At 63.9% G+C, this 20,334-nt stretch carries 20 protein-coding genes; 7 read left to right on the forward strand and 13 right to left on the reverse strand.

All coding sequences use genetic code 11. The features are described from left to right. Positions 1–64 precede the first annotated feature (64 nt). Genes J2X53_RS09000 through ccmI form a run of 3 tightly spaced genes read right to left on the reverse strand, consistent with a single transcriptional unit; the run spans position 65 to position 2,014 of the window. Positions 65–295 carry a DUF1289 domain-containing protein gene (locus J2X53_RS09000; RefSeq protein ID WP_349037154.1) on the reverse strand — a complete coding sequence of 77 codons (231 nt, stop codon included), beginning with the start codon at positions 293–295 and terminating at the stop codon, positions 65–67. Next, positions 292–777, reverse strand: a complete 486-nt coding sequence (gene ruvX / locus J2X53_RS09005; protein WP_349037155.1) for a Holliday junction resolvase RuvX — start codon at positions 775–777, stop codon at positions 292–294. Before ruvX ends, J2X53_RS09000 begins: the two co-directional genes overlap by 4 nt. A 10-nt stretch (positions 778–787) precedes the next feature. Continuing rightward, the gene (gene ccmI / locus J2X53_RS09010; protein ID WP_349037156.1) at positions 788–2,014 is read right to left on the reverse strand and encodes a c-type cytochrome biogenesis protein CcmI; all 1,227 of its coding nucleotides are present in this window, start codon (positions 2,012–2,014) and stop codon (positions 788–790) included. 241 nt (positions 2,015–2,255) lie between these two features. Between ccmI and J2X53_RS09015 the strand changes: the two genes are divergently transcribed. From J2X53_RS09015 to J2X53_RS09035, 5 genes are all read left to right on the forward strand, one after another. Further along, positions 2,256–3,503, forward strand: coding sequence for a sarcosine oxidase subunit beta family protein (locus J2X53_RS09015; RefSeq protein WP_349037157.1), 1,248 nt, complete (start codon positions 2,256–2,258; stop codon positions 3,501–3,503). A 70-nt stretch (positions 3,504–3,573) separates the two neighbouring features. Then, a complete protein-coding gene (locus J2X53_RS09020; RefSeq protein WP_349037158.1) occupies positions 3,574–4,005 on the forward strand; it encodes a hypothetical protein in 432 nt (143 codons plus the stop codon). A 78-nt stretch (positions 4,006–4,083) separates the two neighbouring features. Beyond that, positions 4,084–4,407 (forward strand): sarcosine oxidase subunit delta, encoded by a 324-nt coding sequence (locus J2X53_RS09025; protein WP_349037159.1) that lies wholly within the window; start codon positions 4,084–4,086, stop codon positions 4,405–4,407. Then, positions 4,404–7,409 carry a sarcosine oxidase subunit alpha family protein gene (locus tag J2X53_RS09030; protein WP_349037160.1) on the forward strand — a complete coding sequence of 1,002 codons (3,006 nt, stop codon included), beginning with the start codon at positions 4,404–4,406 and terminating at the stop codon, positions 7,407–7,409. The genes J2X53_RS09025 and J2X53_RS09030 overlap by 4 nt, the downstream gene beginning before the upstream one ends. Then, positions 7,402–7,950, forward strand: a complete 549-nt coding sequence (locus J2X53_RS09035; protein ID WP_349037161.1) for a sarcosine oxidase subunit gamma family protein — start codon at positions 7,402–7,404, stop codon at positions 7,948–7,950. Before J2X53_RS09030 ends, J2X53_RS09035 begins: the two co-directional genes overlap by 8 nt. A 72-nt stretch (positions 7,951–8,022) precedes the next feature. On the opposite strand, the gene gluQRS is transcribed toward J2X53_RS09035, so the two are convergent. Genes gluQRS through gyrA form a run of 5 tightly spaced genes read right to left on the reverse strand, consistent with a single transcriptional unit; the run spans position 8,023 to position 13,667 of the window. Further along, positions 8,023–8,883 (reverse strand): tRNA glutamyl-Q(34) synthetase GluQRS, encoded by an 861-nt coding sequence (gene gluQRS / locus J2X53_RS09040; protein WP_349037162.1) that lies wholly within the window; start codon positions 8,881–8,883, stop codon positions 8,023–8,025. Next, the gene (gene trmFO, locus J2X53_RS09045) at positions 8,871–10,202 is read right to left on the reverse strand and encodes a methylenetetrahydrofolate--tRNA-(uracil(54)-C(5))-methyltransferase (FADH(2)-oxidizing) TrmFO (RefSeq protein WP_349037163.1); all 1,332 of its coding nucleotides are present in this window, start codon (positions 10,200–10,202) and stop codon (positions 8,871–8,873) included. The genes gluQRS and trmFO overlap by 13 nt, the downstream gene beginning before the upstream one ends. A gap of 53 nt (positions 10,203–10,255) precedes the next feature. Continuing rightward, positions 10,256–10,606, reverse strand: a complete 351-nt coding sequence (locus tag J2X53_RS09050) for a DUF6614 family protein (RefSeq protein ID WP_349037164.1) — start codon at positions 10,604–10,606, stop codon at positions 10,256–10,258. 51 nt (positions 10,607–10,657) lie between these two features. After that, positions 10,658–10,957, reverse strand: coding sequence for a hypothetical protein (locus J2X53_RS09055; RefSeq protein WP_349037165.1), 300 nt, complete (start codon positions 10,955–10,957; stop codon positions 10,658–10,660). After that, the gene (gyrA, locus tag J2X53_RS09060; protein ID WP_349037166.1) at positions 10,950–13,667 is read right to left on the reverse strand and encodes a DNA gyrase subunit A; all 2,718 of its coding nucleotides are present in this window, start codon (positions 13,665–13,667) and stop codon (positions 10,950–10,952) included. Before gyrA ends, J2X53_RS09055 begins: the two co-directional genes overlap by 8 nt. Positions 13,668–13,861: 194 nt before the next feature. On the opposite strand from gyrA, the gene J2X53_RS09065 reads away from it, so the two are divergent. Then, positions 13,862–14,131 carry an usg protein gene (locus J2X53_RS09065; RefSeq protein WP_349037167.1) on the forward strand — a complete coding sequence of 90 codons (270 nt, stop codon included), beginning with the start codon at positions 13,862–13,864 and terminating at the stop codon, positions 14,129–14,131. A 67-nt stretch (positions 14,132–14,198) separates the two neighbouring features. Next, entirely contained in the window at positions 14,199–14,933 is a 735-nt protein-coding gene (locus J2X53_RS09070) for an SDR family oxidoreductase (RefSeq protein ID WP_349037168.1), read from the forward strand. Positions 14,934–14,959: 26 nt separating this feature from the next. Here the strand turns inward: J2X53_RS09070 and J2X53_RS09075 are convergent, their stop codons facing one another. From J2X53_RS09075 to J2X53_RS09095, 5 genes are all read right to left on the reverse strand, one after another. Continuing rightward, complete coding sequence (locus J2X53_RS09075) at positions 14,960–15,250, reverse strand: metalloregulator ArsR/SmtB family transcription factor (RefSeq protein WP_349037377.1); 291 nt, start codon at positions 15,248–15,250, stop codon at positions 14,960–14,962. Positions 15,251–15,441: 191 nt separating this feature from the next. Then, positions 15,442–16,362: an ABC transporter permease gene (locus J2X53_RS09080; protein WP_349037169.1), complete on the reverse strand. Its 921-nt coding sequence runs from the start codon at positions 16,360–16,362 to the stop codon at positions 15,442–15,444. Continuing rightward, a complete protein-coding gene (locus J2X53_RS09085) occupies positions 16,355–17,362 on the reverse strand; it encodes an ABC transporter permease (protein WP_349037170.1) in 1,008 nt (335 codons plus the stop codon). Before J2X53_RS09085 ends, J2X53_RS09080 begins: the two co-directional genes overlap by 8 nt. A gap of 139 nt (positions 17,363–17,501) precedes the next feature. Beyond that, positions 17,502–19,202 (reverse strand): peptide ABC transporter substrate-binding protein, encoded by a 1,701-nt coding sequence (locus J2X53_RS09090; RefSeq protein ID WP_349037171.1) that lies wholly within the window; start codon positions 19,200–19,202, stop codon positions 17,502–17,504. Then, positions 19,199–20,278: an oligopeptide/dipeptide ABC transporter ATP-binding protein gene (locus J2X53_RS09095; RefSeq protein WP_349037172.1), complete on the reverse strand. Its 1,080-nt coding sequence runs from the start codon at positions 20,276–20,278 to the stop codon at positions 19,199–19,201. The genes J2X53_RS09090 and J2X53_RS09095 overlap by 4 nt, the downstream gene beginning before the upstream one ends. Positions 20,279–20,334: the final 56 nt, after the last annotated feature.

Here is a 20,334-nt window from a genome sequence, read left to right on the forward strand (position 1 = left end):
CCGCTCTTGATATTGCACCTTTCTGAAATACTCCCCGCGGAGCGGTCGCGATGTCCGCCCGTGCTCAGCCTTGCAGGCGGGCGGCGCGGCCGCCGCGGCGTTTGGCGATCAGGGGCGCGCGGGCGGGCAGTTCGGCCATGATGGCGCGGCGGGTGTCGGGGGTCATGCGGGACCACATCGTGATCTCGTCGATGCTGCGCAGGCAACCGACGCAGAGCCGGGCTTCGGGGTGGACCACGCAGAGTTTGACGCAAGGCGACTCGATCTCGTCGCGTTTCCAGATCTCGTCACTCACGGATCATCCTGCCTTGCTGCCATATATGCCATGCGGTCCAGTGCTCCTTGCAGGATATAACCAGCGGCGACCTTGTCGATCACCTCTTTGCGACCTTTACGCGACGTATCCGCCTCCAAGAGCGCGCGGGTCGCGGCAACGGTGGACAGACGCTCATCCCAGAAGGTGATCGGCAGGGCGGTGAGCTTTTCCAGATTGCGGGCAAAGGCGCGGGTGGATTGCACGCGCGGCCCCTCGGATCCGTCCATGTTCAGCGGCAGGCCGAGGATGATGCCGGTGGCCCCGCGCGCGGTCAGGAGGGTCAGAAGCCGGGTGGCATCCAGCGTGAACTTCTCGCGCCGGATCACCTCGACCGGCGTGGCAACCATGCGACGCAGGTCAGAGACCGCGACGCCGATGGTCTTGTCCCCCAGATCAAGGCCCGCGATGCCGCCGGAGCGGGGCAGGAGGGTGACGAAGGCGGCGATGTCAGGCAGGATCATAGTGTCTCCATCATTCCGCGACCCCCGCCTCGACTGCGGCCTGCCGCAGGCCGGACAATTCCACCGTGCGCCCGGCAAAGCGGGTCTGTGCCTCGGCATAGATCGCGCGGGCCTGATCGGTGCGGCCGATCCGGGCCAGTGTGGTGATCAGACGGGCCCAGTCTTCGGCCGGGCCGCCCTCTTGCGCCAGGCGCGCGCCGAGCTGGTCGACCATGCCTTCGATCATCGCCTGCCGGTCTTCGGGCGTCATCTCTGCGGCGGCGGCAATGTCGCCAGCGGTGGGGCCGGGGGCGGCGTTGACCGGGGGCAAGGTATAGTTGACCCCGGCGCGGGCGGCGATGTCAGGGATCTGGCTGCGGATTGGCGCGACCCAGGGGGCGTCGGGCGGGCTTTCGGTCAGCAGGCGGTTCCACAGGGTAAAGGTGCGGTCAAAACGGCCGATCTGGGCGAACATCGTGCCGGTGTAATAACGGGCGGTGCCGTTGGGCGGGTCAGCCTCCAGCGCGCGGACCAGCGCCTGCTCGGCCTCGGGCGAGACATAACCGCCGGCGGACATGATCAGCAGCTCGGCATGGGCGGCGTGGTCTTCCGCGGTGGCCGTGTCGCCTTTGAGTGTCACGATGGCCTGTTGCGCGGCGGTGGCCGCCACCAGATTGCCCATCGCCGCCTCATTGCGGGCCAGAAGTTCCAGCCCGCGCAGATCGTCGGGGCGGTCCTGCACGGCCTGGCGCAATTTCCCCATCAGCTCCAGAAACGCGGGGTCAATGTCGTCGCGCACCGGGGCGGCGGGAGCCTGCGCCAGAGCTTCGGCCTGCGACGGGCGATCGGCGCGGATCTGTTCCGACAGGGCAAAGCGGTCGGCCAGAGGCAGGTCCGGGTAGCCCGGCGCACCCAGATGCCAGTAGCCCGCCACACCAGCCAGCAGGGTGGCGATGATCAGCATGGCGTAGCCGCGTCCGGCCCGGCTCTCGCCCGAGGGCACAGCAGCGCGCGCGGCGCGGTCGGCATCCAGCAACCGGCGCTGGATCTCGGTGCGCAGGCGTGCGCCCTCATCTGCCGGGATGGTGCCACGGGCGATGTCGCGCTCGATCTCGGTCAGCTGGTCGCGGTAGACGGCAAGGTCAAAGCTGCCCGGAGCACGCTCTTCGCTGCGCGCGCGGGTCATGGCACGCAGCAGCGTGGCCCCGATGCCCACGACCAGCAGCGCCGCCGCTGCCCAGAATCCCCATACTCCCATCGTCACGCCCTCGTTTGCCCTGTTCCCCATGTAAGGCCTGTACGCCCCCGACAAAAGGCGGGAATTGGCCGCAGGCCGATCTGGCCCGGAACCGGCCTGACAGACCCTGCGACAGCAGGGCGCGGGGCAATCGGCGGCGATGTCGCAAATTTCCCTGTTGTGCCGCTTGGGGCTGCGGCGCAAGCGCGCTATGGGTTCAGTAAGAGCGTCAGACAGACGCGGCAGCCCGGAGACAGGTCAGATGAAACGCTATTCGGTCTTTGCCATCGCCCGTGAGGCCATGACCCACCATCAGGGGTGGGAGCGGGCGTGGAAATCGCCGGTGCCGAAAGCGTCCTATGACGCAGTGATCATCGGGGCAGGCGGGCACGGGCTGGCCACCGCCTATTACCTTGGCAAGAACCATGGCATCCGCAATGTCGCGATCATTGAAAAGGGGTGGCTGGGCGGCGGCAATACCGGGCGCAACACCACGATCATCCGGTCGAACTATCTGCAGGACCCGTCTGCCGCGATCTATGAAAAGGCGCGCAGCCTGTACGAGACGCTTTCGCAGGAGCTGAACTACAACATCATGTTCAGCCCGCGCGGGCTGTTGATGCTGGCGCAGACCCATCATGAGGTGCGTGGCTATCTGCGCACGGTACATGCCAACAACCTGCAAGGTGTGGTGACCGAATGGATCACGCCCGAACGGGTAAAGCAGCTGGTGCCGATCATGAATATTGACGGGCCGCGCTATCCGGTTCTGGGGGCGCTGTATCAGGCGCGCGGCGGCACGGCGCGGCATGATGCGGTGGCCTGGGGCTATGCGCGGGCCTGTTCCGACATGGGAATGGACATCATTCAGCAATGTGAGGTCACCGGGGTCCGGTCCGAGAACGGGCAGGTGACGGGGGTGGAAACCACCAAAGGATACATCGGCACGAAAAAGCTGGGCATCGTGGTGGCGGGGCACTCGGGCCAGGTGGCCGAAATGGCGGGCTTCCGCCTGCCGGTGGAATCGCTGGCGCTGCAGGCGCTGGTGTCAGAGCCGATCAAGCCCTGCATGGATGTGGTGGTGATGGCCAACACCGTGCATGGCTACATGAGCCAGTCCGACAAGGGCGAGATGGTGATCGGCGGCGGCACCGACGGGTTCAACAACTATACCCAGCGCGGGTCATTCCACCATATCGAGGAAACGCTGCGGGCACTGGTTGAGACTTTCCCCATGATTTCAAGGCTCAAGATGCTGCGGCAATGGGGCGGGATCGTGGATATGACGGGTGACCGCTCGCCTATCATCAGCAAAACCCCGCTGGGGAACTGCTTTATCAACTGCGGCTGGGGCACCGGCGGGTTCAAGGCCATTCCCGGTTCCGGCTGGGCGATGGCCGATCTGATGGCGCGCGGTGAGCCGGGGCCACTGGCGGCGGAATTCGACATGTGGCGGTTCCGTGAGGGCCGGTTCATCGACGAGTCGGTGGCAGCCGGGGTAGCGCATTGATGTTTTCCGGGAACCAAATCGCGGTGCGCCGGGTTTGTCCTGCAATAACGTATTGCATGGAGGACCAGTCATGGCCGACCCGCACATTCCACCAAAGAACCCGACCTATACCACAACCACCCCGCCCAACGTTCCGCCCCATTCAAGCAACACCAGCACGACCCATATTCACGAAACCAGATCAACCAACTGGTTTGTGTATCTGCTGGGCGGGGCTGTCATTGCGGTCGGTATCGTGGCCTGGCTCATGTCGGGTGACGACACCCAGCCAACAACCGGCAACAACGTCACCATTGAATCCCCGGCAACCGCGCCTGAGGGTGGTCCGGTCAGCCCGGTCCCTGATGGCACGGCTCCCAGCGATCCGATCGCACCGGCACCTGCCGATCCTGTTGCTCCGGCACCAGCCGATCCGGTCGCCCCTGCTCCGGCAGATCCGGCACCAGCCGATCCTGTCGCTCCGGCTCCGGCTGATCCAGCTGCTCCGGCTCCGGCCAACTGACACCTTTTCTTCTCTCTCTCTGTCCTTGCAAGGCGGGCGCTTCACGGTGCCCGCCTCATTCATGTCTACAGGTGCCCCATGCTGATCCTGGACTGCCCCTATTGCGGCGTGCGCGCCGAAGAAACCGAACTGACCCCCGGCGGTGAAGCGCATCTGAAGCGGTTCGGGCCGGGGTCGGATGATGATGACTTTGAGGCCTATATGTTCGCCCGCAAGAACCCCAAAGGTGTGCATTTCGAACGCTGGCGGCATGCCTATGGCTGCGGCAAATGGTTTCTGGCCGCGCGCTGCACCGCCACGCTGGAGGTGTTCGGCACCTATCCCGCCCAGACCCCGGAACCACCTGCGGACATCATTGACAAAATCAAGGCCAAGCGCCCTGATTGGAAGGGCTATTCATGAGCACCCGCCTGAAAACCGGCGGTCGGTTGATCGACCGCTCTGCCACAGTCGAATTCACCTTTAACGGCAAGCGGTTGCGCGGCTGTACCGGCGATACGCTGGCCTCGGCGCTGCTCGCCAATGACCAGATGCTGGTCGGCCGCTCGTTCAAGTATCACCGCCCGCGCGGGATTGTCGCCAGCGGGGCCGAAGAGCCGAATGCGCTGGTCAATCTGGGGCAGGGCACACGGCTGGAGCCGAACCAGCGAACCACCACCACAGAGCTGTTCGACGGGCTGGAGGCGCGGAGCCAGAACCACTGGCCGTCGCTGGAGTATGATGTCGGGGTGGTGAACAACTACGCCGCGCGGTTCCTGCCGGGCGGGTTCTATTACAAGACCTTCATCCACCCGCGCGCGGCGTGGAAACATGTGTTTGAACCCATCATCCGGCACTCGGCGGGCCTCGGCTCTGCGCCAAAAGACCGCGATGCGGACCGGTATGAGCAGGCTTATGGCTTTTGCGATCTGCTGATCGTCGGCGGCGGTGTCGCTGGTTTGCAGGCCGCGCTGGTGGCGGGCCGTGCGGGCGCGCGGGTCTGGCTGATCGAGCAGACCGCGCATTGGGGCGGGCGCGCCCCGGTGGATGGCGATGTGATCGACGGCACGGCGGCAGAGGCCTGGGTTTCGGCCGCCGTGACCGAACTGGCGGCGATGGATCAGGTGACGCTGCGCCTTCGCTGCATGGCGGCGGGGTCTTATGATCACGGCTATGTGCTGCTGGACGAAAAGCTCGCCGATCACACCCCCGGCGACGGGCGGCCAAAGCATCGGCTGTGGCGGATGCGGGTGGGCAAGATCATCGCAGCGACCGGCGCAATCGAGCGGCCGTTGTCCTTTGCCGGCAATGATATTCCCGGCGTGATGCTGGCCGGGGCGGTGCGCGATTATGCGGTGAACTGGGCGGTGTCGCCCGGCGACCGCACGGTGGTGGTGACCAACAACGACGACGCTTACCGCACGGCCATCGCGCTGCATCAGGCGGGGCTGGAGGTGGCGGCGGTGATTGACGCGCGCCCCATCGCCACTGGCGCTTTGCCCGAACGGGCGCGCGCGCTTGGCATCCGGGTAGAAACCGGGCGGGCGATTGCGCGGGTCAAGGGCGGCAAGCGGGTGGAGGCGGTGGAGATCTGCCTGCAGGCGGGCGAGGGTGCGGCCAGCACCACGCTGCCCTGCGACGCCGTTGCCATGTCCGGCGGCTGGTCACCGGTGGTGCATCTGTGGAGCCATTGCGGCGGCAAGCTGATCTGGGATGAGTCGGGCGCAATGTTCCGCCCCGACCCGGCCCGCCCGCCGCTGCATGAAGACGGCTCGGCGATGGTTATGGCCGCCGGGGCGGCCAATGGGGCCTTGCGGGAGGCTGTCGCGGATGCGGATGCTCAGGTAAGGATCGCGCTGCAAGCGCTTGGCTATAAAGCCGAAAAGGCTTCGGCTCCGGTTCACGATGTGCCGGCAGAGTCGCCGCTGGAGCCGGTCTGGATCATGCCGCAAGGGGCTTCGATTGCCCTGCGCTCAAAGATGTGGCTGGATTTCCAGAACGATGTCAAAGTGTCGGACGTGCAGCTCGCCGCGCGTGAAGGCTATGAGAGTGTCGAACATACCAAGCGCTATACCACGCTGGGGATGGCGACCGATCAGGGCAAGCTGAGCAATATCAACGGTCTGGCCATTCTGGCCGACAGTCTGAACGCGGCGATCCCGCAGGTTGGCACCACCACCTTCCGCCCGCCCTATACGCCGGTGCCGCTTGGGGCTTTGGCCGGGGAAGCGCGGGGCGAGATATTTCAGCCGCTGCGCAAGACGCCGATGCATGACTGGCATCAGCAGCACGGGGCCTATTTCGAACCCGTGGGCCACTGGCGGCGACCCTATTGCTTCCAGCGCGCCGGTGAAACCGCCGAGCAAGCGGTGCACCGCGAGGTGAAGAACACCCGCGAAGCCCTTGGTTTGCTTGACGCGTCCACCCTTGGCAAGATCATCGTCAAGGGGCCGGATGCCGGGCGGTTCCTCGACATGCTCTACACAGGCGTGATGAGCACCCTGCCCATCGGCAAATGCCGATACGGGCTGATGTGCAACGAACAGGGCTTCTTGTCCGATGACGGCGTGGTGGCGCGGATCGACGCCGACACCTGGCTGTGCCACACCACATCGGGCGGGGCTGACCGCATCCACGCGTGGATGGAAGACTGGCTGCAATGCGAGTGGTGGGACTGGCAGGTCTATACCGCCAATGTGACCGAGCAATATGCACAGGTCGCAGTGGTCGGACCGAATGCCCGCAAGCTCTTGGAATCGCTCGGCGGTATGGACGTGTCAAAAGAGGCGCTGCCGTTCATGCAATGGGCGGATGGCACCTTGGGCGGGTTCCCGTGCCGGGTGTACCGGATCAGTTTCTCGGGCGAGCTCAGCTATGAAATCGCAGTGCCCGCCAGCCATGGGGCTGCGTTCTGGGCGCTGCTGCATGAGGCCGGGGCAGCGCTTGGCGCGATGCCTTATGGTACCGAGGCGCTGCATGTGATGCGGGCCGAAAAGGGCTTTATCATGATCGGCGACGAGACCGACGGCACCATCATCCCGCAGGATCTGGGGCTGGATTGGGCGATCTCGAAGAAAAAGGCCGATTACCTCGGCAAACGCGGGCAGGAGCGTACCTTCCTCGCCAACCCCGACCGCTGGAAGCTGGTGGGGTTCGAGACGCTGGACGGATCGGTGATCGAGGATGGCGCCTATATTCCCGAGCATGGGGTGAATGCCAACGGTCAGCGCCGCGTGCAGGGGCGGGTGACCTCGACCTACCACTCGCCGACTTTGGGGCGCGGCATTGCCATGGGCCTGCTGCGGCAGGGTCCGCAGCGGATGGGTGAAGTGGTGACATTTACCAAAATGAACGGCGGCGAGACGCAGGCCCGGGTGGTCAACTCGGTGTTCTTTGACAAGGACGGAGAGAAGCAGAATGTCTGATCCGGTCAGCGCGCTTTCGGGCGCAAGCTATGACGGCTTTGCCGCGGTGCGCGAGATCGGGCCGCTTGGCATGATCACCCTGCGCGCCAAGACCGGCACCCCGGGGCTGGAGGCGGCAGTTCAGGCCGCCACCGGCTGCGGCTTGCCTGCGGTGCGCCGCATTGTCCGGCAAGGCGATTGTGCAGCCGGCTGGATGAGCCCGGATGAGCTGCTGCTGGTGGTGCCCTATGCCGATGTGGCGGCGGCCTTGGCCAGCATTGCCGCGGCGTTGCAGGGCCAGCACCATCTGGCGGTCGATGTGTCGGACGCGCGCGCGGTGTTCCGGATCGAGGGCGCAAAGGCCGATCAGGTGCTGCGCAAGCTGTCGCCGGTGGATTTCGACCGGCTGGAGCCGGGCGAGCTGCGCCGCAGCCGCGCCGCACAGGTTGCCGCCGCGTTCTGGGCCGAAGACGGCGGCTTCACGCTGGTGTGCTTCCGGTCGGTGGCGGGGTACGTGATGGGGCTGTTGAGCACATCAGCCCGGCCGGGGTCTGAGTTGTAGGCGGTGCACTGGGGGTTTTCCACCCCCAGACCCCCGGAGGATATTTAAGCCAAGATAAAGTTTAAGATAAAGTTAAAGGCCGACCATGCGGCGGATATCCTGCGGCGTGGCCCCTTCGGCGCGGTATTTTGAGAGGGCGCGGGCGTCGTCGCGTTTGGCGAGGCGTTTGCCAGTTTCATCGCGGATCAGGCGGTGGTGTTGGTAGGTGGGCGTCGGCAGGCCCAGCAGGTGTTGCAGGATGACCTGAACCGGGGTGAAGTCGAACAGGTCTTCGCCCCTGATTACATGGGTGACGCCATGGTCGGCATCATCCAGCGCCGAGGCGAGGAAATAGGCCACGATATCCTCGCCCTTGCGCGACAGCACCACATCGCCGATGCGCGTAGTGGCCGCGGCGGGGTCGATGCGGTGCTGACCGGCATGGGCCGCGCCGGTTTCGGTAAAGCTGAGGTCGGGGGCAAGGGCGAGGGCGGCGGCAAGGTCGAGGCGCAGCGCATCGCCGGGTTGGCGGCTTGCCATCGGGCGCCCGCGACAGGTGCCCGGGTAATGCGGGTGAATGGTGCCCTCTTGCGGGGCGGCCAGCGCGGCGCGGATGTCGGACCGGGTGCAGGAGCAGGGGTAGAGCAGACCGCGCGCAGCCAGCGGCTCCAGCCGGGCGGTGTAATCGGCAATATGCTCGGACTGGCGGTGCACCGGGCCGTCCCAGGTCAGGCCGAGCCAGGACAGGTCATCCAGAATCTGCGCCTCATAGGCGTATTTGCTGCGCTCGGTGTCGGTGTCCTCCATCCGGAGCAGGAACCGGCCCTGCGCCGCCCGCGCCATGTCATGCGCGAGAATCGCGGAATACGCATGACCCAGATGCAGCGGGCCGGTGGGCGAGGGCGCGAAGCGGGTGATGAACGCCCGCTGCGCGGTCTGGGTCAGGCCAACCATGCCGTAAAGGCGGCTTTGGCCCGGTCGGTATAGGCCTTGTAGCGGTCTTTGCGGCCCCGCCGCCCGCCTTTTGCGTCGATCGGGGGGAACAGGCCGAAGTTGACGTTCATCGGCTGAAACGTTTTCGCCTCCGCGCCGCCGGTGATATGGGTGATCAGCGCGCCGGTGGCGGTTTCCGGTGGCGGTGGTGGCAGGGTTTCGCCCTTGATCTCAGCCGCGGCCATGCGACCGGCCAAGAGACCCATTGCAGCGCTTTCGACATAGCCCTCGACCCCGGTGATCTGCCCGGCAAAGCGGATATGCGGATGCGATTTCAGCCGCATCTGATTGTCCAGAAGCGTGGGGGAATTGATGAAGGTGTTGCGGTGGATGCCACCCAGCCGGGCAAAGCTGGCATTGGTCAGGCCGGGAATCCGTTTGAATACCTGCGCTTGCGCGCCGTATTTCATCTTGGTCTGAAAGCCGACCATGTTGAACAGCGTGCCCAGCTTGTTGTCGCGGCGCAGCTGCACCACGGCATAGGCTTTGACATCGGGTGCATGCGGGTTGGTCAGACCGACCGGCTTCATCGGGCCAAAGCGCAGGGTTTCGCGGCCACGTTCTGCCATCACCTCGATCGGCAGGCAGCCGTCGAAATAGCCCGCTGTCTCGCCTTCTTTGAATTCGGTCTTTTCCGCCGCCAGCAGCGCGTCGATGAAATCTTCATATTGTTCGCGCGTGAGGGGGCAGTTGATATAGGCGGACTGTTCCTCGGCCGTTTCGCCCTTGTCATAGCGCGACTGCATCCAGGCCACCGACATATCGACGGTATCGGCATAGACGATGGGGGCGATGGCATCGAAAAACGCCAGCGCCTCGGCCCCGGTGGCCGTGCGGATGCTTTCGGCCAGCGCGCCAGAGGTCAGTGGGCCGGTGGCGATGATCCAGTGGCCATCCTCGGGCAGCTCGGTGATTTCCTCATAGGACACGGAAATCAGCGGATGCGCCTTGATCCGGGCGGTGACGCTTTCGGCAAAGGGGTCGCGGTCCACCGCCAGCGCGCCGCCTGCGGGCAGACGGTGGACGGCCGCCTGTTCCATGATCAACCCGCCTGCAGCGCGCATTTCCCAATGCAACAGACCCACGGCATTGCTTTCGTGGTCATCGGAGCGGAAAGAGTTGGAGCAGACCATTTCGGCCAGATGCCCGGTGCGATGGGCAAAGGTGCCGACCTGCGGGCGCATCTCATGGATCACGACCTGCACGCCCTGATTGGCGGCCTGCCATGCCGCCTCTGATCCGGCCATGCCGCCGCCGATGATGTGGAGTGTTTTGTTCATGAACGGGAGATATCCCGCCGCCCTGCCGCTTTCAAGCCATGGCTTTGGCCGGGTCAGACCAGAGCGATGCGTTCGCGTTGGCTGCTATCGGGGTAGGGGCGGTAGAGGCCGGTATCGACCCGTGCGATCAGCTGGTGCATCAGGTCATAGCGGCGGCTTGCCTCATCGTCTGCAGCGGCGAGGGCAGAAAAGGCATCATCCAGCGCGGCCATGCCCGGCACCTCGATCTCCAGCAGGAAATCGGGGTGCGCGCCCGAGGCGAGGCCGAATTTGCGCCGCATCAACCGCCAGCCGGTGATCAGGCCCTGGCCCTTGAGATAGCTCATCCAGCCATCGGTGGCCTTGGCAAAGGCCAGCGCGCGGCTGTCTTGCCGCAATTCGATCATGCAGTGATACAGGTTCATCCGTGCCGTCTCCCTTTGGCACAGGATAGGGTCGGGATCCTTTCAGAGCTCTTAACCGGGATCAGAAAGTCTGCGCCGCTGATCTGCCACGAAAGCGGCGGGGTCGGAGACATCAAACCCAAGCGCTGCCGCCGTGTCGAAAAATCCCCGCGCGGGCAGGCCGTTGCCAAGCCGCGCCTCACACAGCGACGCGCGCAAGGGGACCCCCGTGCGCGCGTCTGTCGCCATCAGCGCCTCAAGTGCTGCTGTCAGCTGCCCCATCCGCCAGCCCAGATCACGGGCCAACGCGCCGTAAGTTATGGTCTGACCGGCAGCGGCAAGCGCCGCCAGCCGGTCCTCAAGCTCACTCATCGCCCTGTTCGGCGACGCGGGCGACCGAGACCACCACCTCGTCCTTGCCGACGTTGAACACCCGGACCCCGCCCGCGGAGCGCGAGCGGAAGCTGATCTGATCGACCGGCACCCGAATCGACTGGCCGGTGGAGGTGGCCAGCATGATCTGATCCGACGGATCGACCGGGAACGAGGCGACCAGCCGGCCGCCGCGCATCGCCTTGTCCATCGCCATCACGCCCATGCCGCCGCGCCCGCGCACCGGATAGCCGTGGCTCGACGACAGCTTGCCGGCGCCACCGGCAGTGATGGTCAGGATCAGGTCTTCGAGCGCTGACATTTCGGCATAGCGTTCGGGGCTAAGCTGCCCGGCCTGCACGGTTTCTTCCTCGTCATCCGCTTCGGCCTCGTCTTCGACAGCGCCGGCCATCAGGCGGCGTTGCTTGAGGTAAGCCTCACGCTCTTCCGGGGTGGCCTCGAAGTGGCGGATGATCGCCATTGAGACCACTTTATCGCCCTCGGCCAGACGGATGCCGCGCACGCCGGTCGATCCGCGCGATTTGAACACGCGGATGTCGGTGGTGGAGAACCGGATCGCGCGACCCAGTGCTGTGACCAGCATCACATCGTCATTTTCATCGGCAATCGCGGCGTTCACCAGCAACACGCCTTCGGGCAGGTTCATCGCGATCTTGCCGTTGCGTTTGACATTGGTGAAGTCGGACAGATCGTTCTGCCGCACATCGCCATCAGAGGTGGCAAACACGATCTGCAGGGTGGCCCATTCCTCTTCGGGCACATCGACCGGCATCAGGGCGGCAATGGACACGCCCGGCTGGATCGGCAGGATGTTGACAATCGCCTTGCCCTTGGCGGTGCGGCCCGCCAGCGGCAGGCGCCAGGTTTTCAGCTTGTAGACCATGCCGTCGGTGGTGAAGAACAAGAGCCAAGTGTGCGTATTGGCGACGAAAAGTGTCGTCACCACATCGTCTTCCTTGGTCGCCATCGACGACAGGCCCTTGCCGCCGCGGTTCTGCTGGCGGAATTCGGCCAGCGGCGTGCGCTTGATGTAACCGCCGGAGGTGATCGTCACGACCATGTCTTCACGCTCAATCAGGTCTTCGTCTTCCATATCGCCGGCCCAGTCGACGATTTCGGTGCGGCGCGGCACGGCGAACAGCTGTTTCACCTCACGCAGCTCGTCCGAGATGATCGCCATGATCCGGTCGCGTGATCCCAGAATTTCCAGGTATTCCTTGATCTTGCGGGCCAGTTCTTCCAGCTCGTCCGTCACTTCCTTGACGCCGATGGCGGTCAGGCGTTGCAGACGCAGTTCCAGAATGGCGCGGGCCTGAACCTCGGACAGGTTATAGGTGCCATCGTCATTCATGGTGTGGCTTGGGTCGTCGATCAGCAGGATATAGGGCGCGATATCGGCGGCGGGCCAACGGCGCGTCATCAGCTTTTCGCGCGCTTCCGCCGCGTCGGCCGAGGCGCGGATGGTGCGGACCACCTCATCGACGTTGGACACGGCGACGGCCAGACCGCAGAGGATATGGCTGCGCTCCCGCGCCTTGCGCAGCTCAAACGCGGTGCGGCGCGCCACAACTTCTTCGCGGAAGGTGATGAAATGGGTGAGGAAATCGCGCAGCGTCAGCTGTTCGGGGCGACCACCGTTCAGGGCCAGCATATTGCAGCCGAACGAGGTCTGCATCGGGGTGAAGCGGAACAGCTGGTTCAGCACCACATCGGGCGTCGCATCGCGTTTGAGTTCAATCACAACGCGGATGCCGATGCGGTCGGATTCGTCGGCGACGGCAGAGATGCCTTCGATCCGCTTGTCGCGGACCAGTTCGGCGATTTTCTCGATCATCGTGGCTTTGTTGACCTGATACGGCACCTCATCAATGATGATGGCGTAGCGGTCTTTGCGGACCTCTTCGATATGGGTTTTCGAGCGGATGATGACCGAGCCGCGCCCCTCAAGATAGGCTTTGCGCGCGCCGGCGCGGCCAAGGATGGTGGCGCCGGTCGGGAAGTCGGGGGCGGGGATGATCTCCATCAGCGCCTCGGACGACAGATCGGGGTTTTCAATCAGCGCCAGCGTGCCGTCGATGACCTCGCCAAGGTTGTGCGGCGGAATGTTGGTCGCCATGCCGACAGCGATACCGCCCGCGCCATTGACCAGCATGTTGGGGAACCGGGCGGGCAGGACCGTGGGTTCGCGGTCTTTGCCGTCGTAATTGTCCTGAAAATCAACGGTTTCCTTGTCGATGTCCGCCAGCAGAAAGGCAGACGGCTTGTCCATCCGCACTTCAGTATAACGCATCGCCGCCGCAGAATCGCCGTCCATCGAGCCAAAGTTGCCCTGACCGTCCAAGAGCTTCAAAGACATCGAAAACGGCTGCGCCATCCGCACCAGCGCGTCATAGATCGCCGAGTCGCCGTGGGGGTGGTATTTCCCCATGGTATCGCCCACCGGACGGGCGGATTTGCGATAGGGCTTGTCGTGGCTGTTGCCCGATTCACTCATCGCGAAAAGAATGCGGCGGTGCACGGGTTTGAGCCCGTCGCGCAGATCAGGGATCGCCCGGCTGACGATCACGCTCATCGCGTAATCCAGATAGGCGGTCTTCATCTCGGCACTGATGTCGATCTGCGGGCCGGAATGAACCGGCTTTTGCGGCATTTCGTCTTTGGTATCAGTATCTTCGGGCGTGTCGCTCATGTGCTCGGTGCCTTCCTTGCGGGGGGGCTATATCTTGTTGCAGCAACCTTACACCAAGCAAGGGATGGGGTGCAATGCCGCCCCGCCGGGGGAATTGGCAGCCAGCGAATGACAGTGCCAACAAATTGAAATCATTGATTTTTAATCTGTCTTTGGCATGATTCTATTCGGGGGAGGCCGAACAGGAGACTCATATGGAAAGATCTGAAACCGAGCTGATGCTGAAGGGCTATGGCCTGACCACGGCGGAAATGTTCTATCGCCTGCCGGATTATCGCAATGTTCTCAATACATTCGTCTGGCAGGACTATGATCTTGCGCCCGACTATCCGCGTTTGTTCAAGTTCATTGAATACTGGCAGGAAAAGATCGAGGGGCCGCTGCATTCGGTGCGTTTCAGCCACAAACGGCTGATCGGCCCGAATGAATGGCGCAATGTGGTGGGGGAATTCCGGCTGCATTGAACGGCGGTCTGGCCCCCGTGCAGATCGCCCGTTAAGCTTTCCTTCTTGAACAGAAGGAGGGACCATCATGCAGCGCAGCATTCTGATCACCGGGGCGGGGTCTGGCATTGGGCGGGCCACAGCGCGCGGCTTTATCGCGGCGGGCTGGCAGGTGGCACTGGCCGGGCGGCGTGAAGCGGCGCTGCGCGAAACGGCGGGTACGCATGAGGCGTTGATCCTGCCGATGGATGTGACCGATGAGGCGCAGGTCGATGCGGGTTTTGCGCAGATCGAGTCGGCGTTCGGGCGGCTGGACGTTTTGTTCAACAATGCGGGCATGTCGCTGCCCGGCAAGCCGATTGACGAGATTGCGGTGGCAGATTGGCTGGCGCTGTCGAATGTGAACATCACCGGCATGTTTCTGTGTGCCCGCGCCGCCTTTGGTCTGATGCGGCGGCAAAGCCCGCAGGGCGGGCGGATCATCAACAACGGCTCGATCAGCGCCGATCGTCCGCGCCCCGGATCGACCCCCTATACCATGTCGAAACATGCGGTCAGCGGGCTGACCAAGACGCTTGCGGTGGATGGGCGGCGGTTTGACATTGCCTGCGGTCAGATCGACATCGGCAACGCCGCCAGCGAGATGACGGCCGGGTTTTCCAGCGGCATGCCGCAAGCCAGCGGCGAGATGCGGCCCGAGCCGCTGATGCCGGTGGTGCATGTGGCCGAGGCGGTGCTGCACATGGCCAACCTGCCACTGGATGTGAATGTGCCGTTCATGACCATCATGGCGCGCGACATGCCCTATCTGGGGCGTGGCTGAGCGCTCTGCGCCGGGTCAGGGCTGTTTCAGCCCTGACCCGGCTTGCAGAACATCTCATACATCAGCGCGATGGTGCGGCTGACCTTGGGATCCTGAATCGCGTAATGGATCGCCTTGCCCTCACGCCGGCACGACACCAGCCCGTCAAGCCGCAGGCGTGACAGTTGCTGGCTGACGGCGGCCTGCCGGCTGTCAAGCAGGCGCTCCAGTTCCGTCACCGTCTTTTCGCCGGTGGACAGGTGGCACAGGATCATCAGCCGGCCCTCGTGGCTGAGTGCTTTCAGAAAGCTGGCGGCGGTCGCGGCCTGCACCTCCATCGCAGAAGGTGGCAGGGCATTGCCGCCCGGCGTAACCTGCACGGAGGGGGAGGCGTCGCTCTGGTCTGTCAGCCGGTCAAGAGACATCGCTTGGTCCTGCATGAGATGCGTTTACCAATATGTAATGCACGTGACCGGCGCGAAACAAGGGCGTGCCCGGCGACATCCCGGCCGACAAGCGGTTTGTCGCGTCAGCGCCCCCTGATCCGCGGGTCGAGCGCATCGCGCAGACCATCGCCGATGTAATTCACCGACAGCACGGTCAGTGAAATGGCGATGCCCGGCCACATGACCCGCTGTGGGTATTGCTGGATGTAGTCCACCCCGTCGAACAACAGCCGCCCCCATGTCGGGAAATCGGGAGGAAATCCAAGGCCAAGGAAGGACAAGGCACTTTCGGTGATGATGGCGCTTGCAATGCCGAGGGTGGCTGAGACCATGATCGGGCTGACCACATTGGGCAGGATATGGCGCAGGATCATCCGGCGTGACGGTGTGCCGATCGACCGGGCGGCCAGCACGAATTCACGCTCTTTCAGCGCCAGCACATCGCCGCGCACGATGCGGGCAGCCTGCATCCAGCTGGTGACGCCGATGGCAAAGACGATCAGCAGGAAGGTGCCGGCCTCTGGTCCCATGGCACGCGCGAGGGGGTCGCGGAACAGCATGACCATCACCAGCAGCAGGGGCAGCAGCGGCAGGGCGAGGAACAGATCGGTCAGCCGCATCAGCGGCCCGTCAAGCCGTCTGAAATAGCCCGCCGTCACCCCCACCAGCGTGCCCAGCAGGATCGAGATCGCCATCGCCACCAGTCCCACCGCGATGGAGACCTGGCCCCCCTTCATCATCCGGGCCAGCATGTCGCGGCCCAGCTGATCGGTGCCCAAGGGAAACTGCCAGCTGGGTGGCTTGTTGCGGGTGCGGATCATCTCGGCCGCGTTGGGGTTAATATAGGTCGGATCGACCGTCCAGATGAACGGGCCGATTGTGACGAACAGGATCAGTGCCACAAACACCGTCAGGCCCGCCACCGCGCCCTTGTGGGTCTTGAACTGCGCCCAGACATCCGCCCATTGGCTGCGGGGCTTTTCGATGAGGGTGGTGTCAGTCATAGCGGATCCTCGGGTCGAGCATGCCATAGAGCACGTCGGCGATCAGGTTGAACATCACGATGAGCACCGCGAAGATGAAGGTCAGGGTCTGCACCATCGGCAGGTCAGAGCCATGGATGGCGTTGATCAACAGAGCGCCAAGCCCGTTCACCTTGAACACCTGTTCGGTGATGATGGCGCCGCCAAAGATGGTGGGAATGCCAAGCGCGATTACGGTCACCACCGGAATCAGCGAGTTGCGCAGCACGTGTTTGAGCACCACCACCCGTTCGGCCATGCCCTTGGCGCGGGCGGTGCGGACATAATCCTGCGCCAGATTGTCCAGCATCGACGAGCGCATGTAGCGGCTGATCTGCGCCGCGTTATACAGCGCCAGCACCGCGACCGGCATCGCCATCTGTTTGACCTGTTTCAGAAAACTCTCCCAATCCGTGACCCGCAGGCTGGTGTCATAGATCGACGGGAACCAGCCCAGATAGACCGAGAACACCAAAATCAGCACCACGCCGGTAAAGAAGGTCGGCACCGAAAACCCGATCATGGCAATGAAGGTGCCCAGCTGGTCAAACCACGAATACTGGCGGTAGGCGGAATAGATCCCGATCGGCAGCGCGATCAGCACCCCGATCACGTAGGCAGAGCCCACGACCGACAGGGTCTGCGGCAGGCGCTGCCAGATGATGTCCATCACCGGGCTGCGCGACTGCCAGCTGACAATACGCTGCATGCCCTCGGAATAGGTCGTGCCGAACAGGCCGTCGATCATCACCAAAGGCTCGACCCAGAAGAACTGCTTGAGCCAGAGCAGATAGCGCACGAACAACGGGTCATTCGCCCCCATGGCCTCGATGATTTTCAGCCGGACTTCGGGGGGGACGGTCAGGGGGATCTGACTCATCGGCGATCCGGGGGCGAAATCGACCAGCAGGAAGATTACCAGACTGATGAACAGAAGCGTCGGTATGGCCATCAGCAACCGACGGATCGTAAAGGTGAGCATGGGGCAACGCCTCGGGTCAACAGTCGGGCGGGCACGAATTTTCTGCGAAAATTCAGGCCGGCGCGGGGGTGAGAAAAGGAAAAGGGCGCGTTCGGGAATTTTCGCAGAAAATTCGTGCCGGACGCGCCCTGAGGTCAGATCACTGGATGCGGAACCAGTCGCTGGCGTTCCACAGCTCGGAATCCCAGGTGTTCAGCACAACACCGCCCAAGGTGTTGGAATGCGCCGACAGACGGCCACGGTCGACCAGCGGCACGATGACATAGCTGTCTTTCGTCAGCATCTCGTTCAGGCGGATGGCGATTTCGCCGCGCTTGTCCATTTCGCGGGTGGTGGCCAGTTCTTCGACCAGCGCATCATAGGCCGGGTCGCAGAACCGGTTGACGTTTTCACCCTGCCAGCCGTTTTCCGGCTTGGGCGCCTTGTCGCACAGGTATTGCGCGAGGTAAGGCTCGGGATCGGTGCCGTCGAAGTTGTTGGCGTACATTTCCACGTCGGCATAGAACTTCTGGAAGGTATCGGGCGAGCCCGGATCGCCGCCAAAGAACACGCCGCCGTCAACCGACTTCAGCTCGACCTCGACGCCGAGTTCATTCCACCAGCCCTTGATCAGCGCCTGAAAGTCCTGACGCACGGCGTTGACCGAGCTTTGATACAGGATTTTCATCGGCTTGCCGTCTTTTTCGCGGATGCCATTGGCGCCCACGGTCCAGCCTGCCTCATCCAGCAGGGCCTTTGCGCCTTCCATGTCCTGCGCGATGCAGTCGGTGTTGGGCGAGGCGTATTGCGCAGGGGCAGGCACCAGATTGCAGGTGGCGCGGCCGGCATTGCCATAGCCGACTTCGATCAGCAATTCGCGGTCAATCGCCATCGACAGCGCCTTGCGCACGCGGATATCCGACAACATCGGGTGCGGGTGCATCGCGGTCGACCGCTCGCCTTCGGGCAGGTCGGGCGAGGGGTCGGTCAGGTTCATCTCGATCCGCTCGACCAGCGTGCCGAAGGCAGAGACGAACACGCCCTTGCCGCCGGCTTCCATCTGGGATTGCAGCTCGGGGTTGATCTGGGTGTTCCAGGCGTAGTCGAATTCGCCGGTTTCCATCACGGCGCGGGCGGCCCCGGCGGCGTCGCCGCCGCCCTTGACGGTCATGGTAGCAAAGGCCGGTTTGGCCGGGTCACGGTAATTCGGGTTGGCGGCCAGTTCGACCACGTCATTCACCTTGAAATCGGTGACCATGAACGGGCCGGTGCCGATCGGCTTGAAGTTCTGCTCGGTGCAGGTCGGGGCGGCGGTGCCAAGGCAGTTGGCAAATTGCGCGGCCTGCAGGATCGGCGAGGTCGCGCCGACAAAGGCGGTGAACGGGTTCGGTTTCGGCGCGGTCCAGGTGATCTTGACCGTCAGCTCATCGACCGCTTCGACCTTTTCGATGCCCTCGTACCGCGCGGCCTGCGCGCAGCCGCCTTCGGGATGGGTGCAGTATTCATAGGAAAACACCGCATCGGCCGAGGTGACCGGCGTGCCATCCGACCACAAGAGGCCAGGGGTGAGTTTCCAGGTGATCGTGGTCAGATCCTCTGAAATGCCGCCGTTTTCCACGGAGGGGATTTCGGTGACCAGACGCGGGATCACGTTGCCTTCGTTGTCGAAACCGGCCAGCGGCTCCAGCACCAGACTGCCGACTTCGACATCCTTGGTGCCCGAGGACAGATAGGCGTTCATGATCGACACGGCCTGCGAATACAGGACCTTGACGTTGCCATCGGCCCCGCGTTCCGCAAAGGCGGCGGGCGCAAAGGCGAAGCTGGCGGCAGCGCCCAGAAGGGCGGTTTTCAGTTTCATTGAGTGACTCCTTGTTGGTTGTGCTCTTTGGCCTCGGATGCGCCGGTTGATCCGGCGGCTCTGGTATCGGAAAAGGCGGCAGTATCGGAAAACAGGTGACAGGCGACAAAGCGGCCCGGCTCCACCTCGGCCAGTTCGGGTTTGATCTGGCGGCACAGATCAAACGCCTTGGGGCAGCGGGTGCAGAAGTTGCAGCCCTTGGGCGGATTGGCGGGCGAGGGCACATCGCCTTGCAGGATGATGCGCTGACGCGCGCGGGCAAGCGTCGGGTCAGGCTCCGGCACGGCAGACAGCAGCGCCTCGGCATAAGGATGCAGCGGGCGGGCATAAAGCGCATCGCGGGGCGACAGCTCGGCGATCCGGCCCAGATACATCACCGCCACCCGGTCCGCGATATGGCGCACCATCGACAGATCATGGCTGATGAACAGATAGGTCAGGCCCAGCTTGTCCTGCAGATCCTCCAGCAGGTTGACGACCTGCGCCTGAATCGACACGTCCAATGCGGCAATCGGCTCGTCACAGACGATAAAGCGCGGGTTCAGCGGAAGCGCGCGGGCAATGCCGATGCGCTGCCGCTGGCCGCCGGAAAACTCGTGCGGGAAGCGGTTGGCAAAGCGGCGGTTCAGACCGACCGCATCCATCAGCTCGTAGACCCGGGCGAGTTTGCGGGCGCTGTCCCAGTCGGTGTGTTCCTCCAGCGGCTCGCCGATGATATCGGCGAGGGTCATGCGGGGGTTGAGGCTGGCCTGCGGGTCCTGAAACACCATCTGCATCTGCGGGCGCGCCTTGCGCAGCGCCTCTGGCCCCAGCGTGGCCACATCGGTGCCGTTGATCACCACATTGCCGCCGGTGATCTCATAGAGCCGCAGCAAGGCGCGGCCCACGGTGGATTTGCCGCAGCCGGATTCGCCGACCAGCCCAAGGGTTTCGCCCGGCATGATGTCAAAACTGACGCCATCGACCGCTTTGACATCGCCGGTGTGACGCCGCAACAGGCCGGTGTAGATCGGGAAATACATCTTGAGCCCGCGCACCTGCACCAGCGGCGTGATCGGTTTGGGGGCGTCAAACATGGCGGCCTCCTCGCTCGCTGGCGCGCGCTTGTCGGTGGGTGGCCAGCGATGACGAC

Origin of the sequence: Pseudotabrizicola sp. 4114, assembly GCF_031457365.1 — a bacterium.
In the GTDB taxonomy this organism is placed as follows: Bacteria; Pseudomonadota; Alphaproteobacteria; order Rhodobacterales; family Rhodobacteraceae; genus Pseudotabrizicola.

Excerpts from the sequence above, each read along its gene's own strand:
- J2X53_RS09080 (WP_349037169.1), bottom strand. The coding sequence starts at position 16,362 with ATGACTGACACCACCCTCATCGAAAAGCCCCGCAGCCAATGGGCGGAT.
- J2X53_RS09020 (WP_349037158.1), top strand. The coding sequence starts at position 3,574 with ATGGCCGACCCGCACATTCCACCAAAGAACCCGACCTATACCACAACC.
- J2X53_RS09090 (WP_349037171.1), bottom strand. The coding sequence starts at position 19,202 with ATGAAACTGAAAACCGCCCTTCTGGGCGCTGCCGCCAGCTTCGCCTTT.
- J2X53_RS09075 (WP_349037377.1), bottom strand. The coding sequence starts at position 15,250 with ATGGAGGTGCAGGCCGCGACCGCCGCCAGCTTTCTGAAAGCACTCAGC.
- J2X53_RS09035 (WP_349037161.1), top strand. The coding sequence starts at position 7,402 with ATGTCTGATCCGGTCAGCGCGCTTTCGGGCGCAAGCTATGACGGCTTT.
- ruvX (WP_349037155.1), bottom strand. The coding sequence starts at position 777 with ATGATCCTGCCTGACATCGCCGCCTTCGTCACCCTCCTGCCCCGCTCC.
- trmFO (WP_349037163.1), bottom strand. The coding sequence starts at position 10,202 with ATGAACAAAACACTCCACATCATCGGCGGCGGCATGGCCGGATCAGAG.
- J2X53_RS09030 (WP_349037160.1), top strand. The coding sequence starts at position 4,404 with ATGAGCACCCGCCTGAAAACCGGCGGTCGGTTGATCGACCGCTCTGCC.
- J2X53_RS09055 (WP_349037165.1), bottom strand. The coding sequence starts at position 10,957 with ATGAGTGAGCTTGAGGACCGGCTGGCGGCGCTTGCCGCTGCCGGTCAG.
- gluQRS (WP_349037162.1), bottom strand. The coding sequence starts at position 8,883 with ATGGTTGGCCTGACCCAGACCGCGCAGCGGGCGTTCATCACCCGCTTC.
- J2X53_RS09050 (WP_349037164.1), bottom strand. The coding sequence starts at position 10,606 with ATGAACCTGTATCACTGCATGATCGAATTGCGGCAAGACAGCCGCGCG.
- J2X53_RS09070 (WP_349037168.1), top strand. The coding sequence starts at position 14,199 with ATGCAGCGCAGCATTCTGATCACCGGGGCGGGGTCTGGCATTGGGCGG.
- J2X53_RS09015 (WP_349037157.1), top strand. The coding sequence starts at position 2,256 with ATGAAACGCTATTCGGTCTTTGCCATCGCCCGTGAGGCCATGACCCAC.
- J2X53_RS09085 (WP_349037170.1), bottom strand. The coding sequence starts at position 17,362 with ATGCTCACCTTTACGATCCGTCGGTTGCTGATGGCCATACCGACGCTT.
- gyrA (WP_349037166.1), bottom strand. The coding sequence starts at position 13,667 with ATGAGCGACACGCCCGAAGATACTGATACCAAAGACGAAATGCCGCAA.
- ccmI (WP_349037156.1), bottom strand. The coding sequence starts at position 2,014 with ATGGGAGTATGGGGATTCTGGGCAGCGGCGGCGCTGCTGGTCGTGGGC.
- J2X53_RS09065 (WP_349037167.1), top strand. The coding sequence starts at position 13,862 with ATGGAAAGATCTGAAACCGAGCTGATGCTGAAGGGCTATGGCCTGACC.
- J2X53_RS09095 (WP_349037172.1), bottom strand. The coding sequence starts at position 20,278 with ATGTTTGACGCCCCCAAACCGATCACGCCGCTGGTGCAGGTGCGCGGG.
- J2X53_RS09025 (WP_349037159.1), top strand. The coding sequence starts at position 4,084 with ATGCTGATCCTGGACTGCCCCTATTGCGGCGTGCGCGCCGAAGAAACC.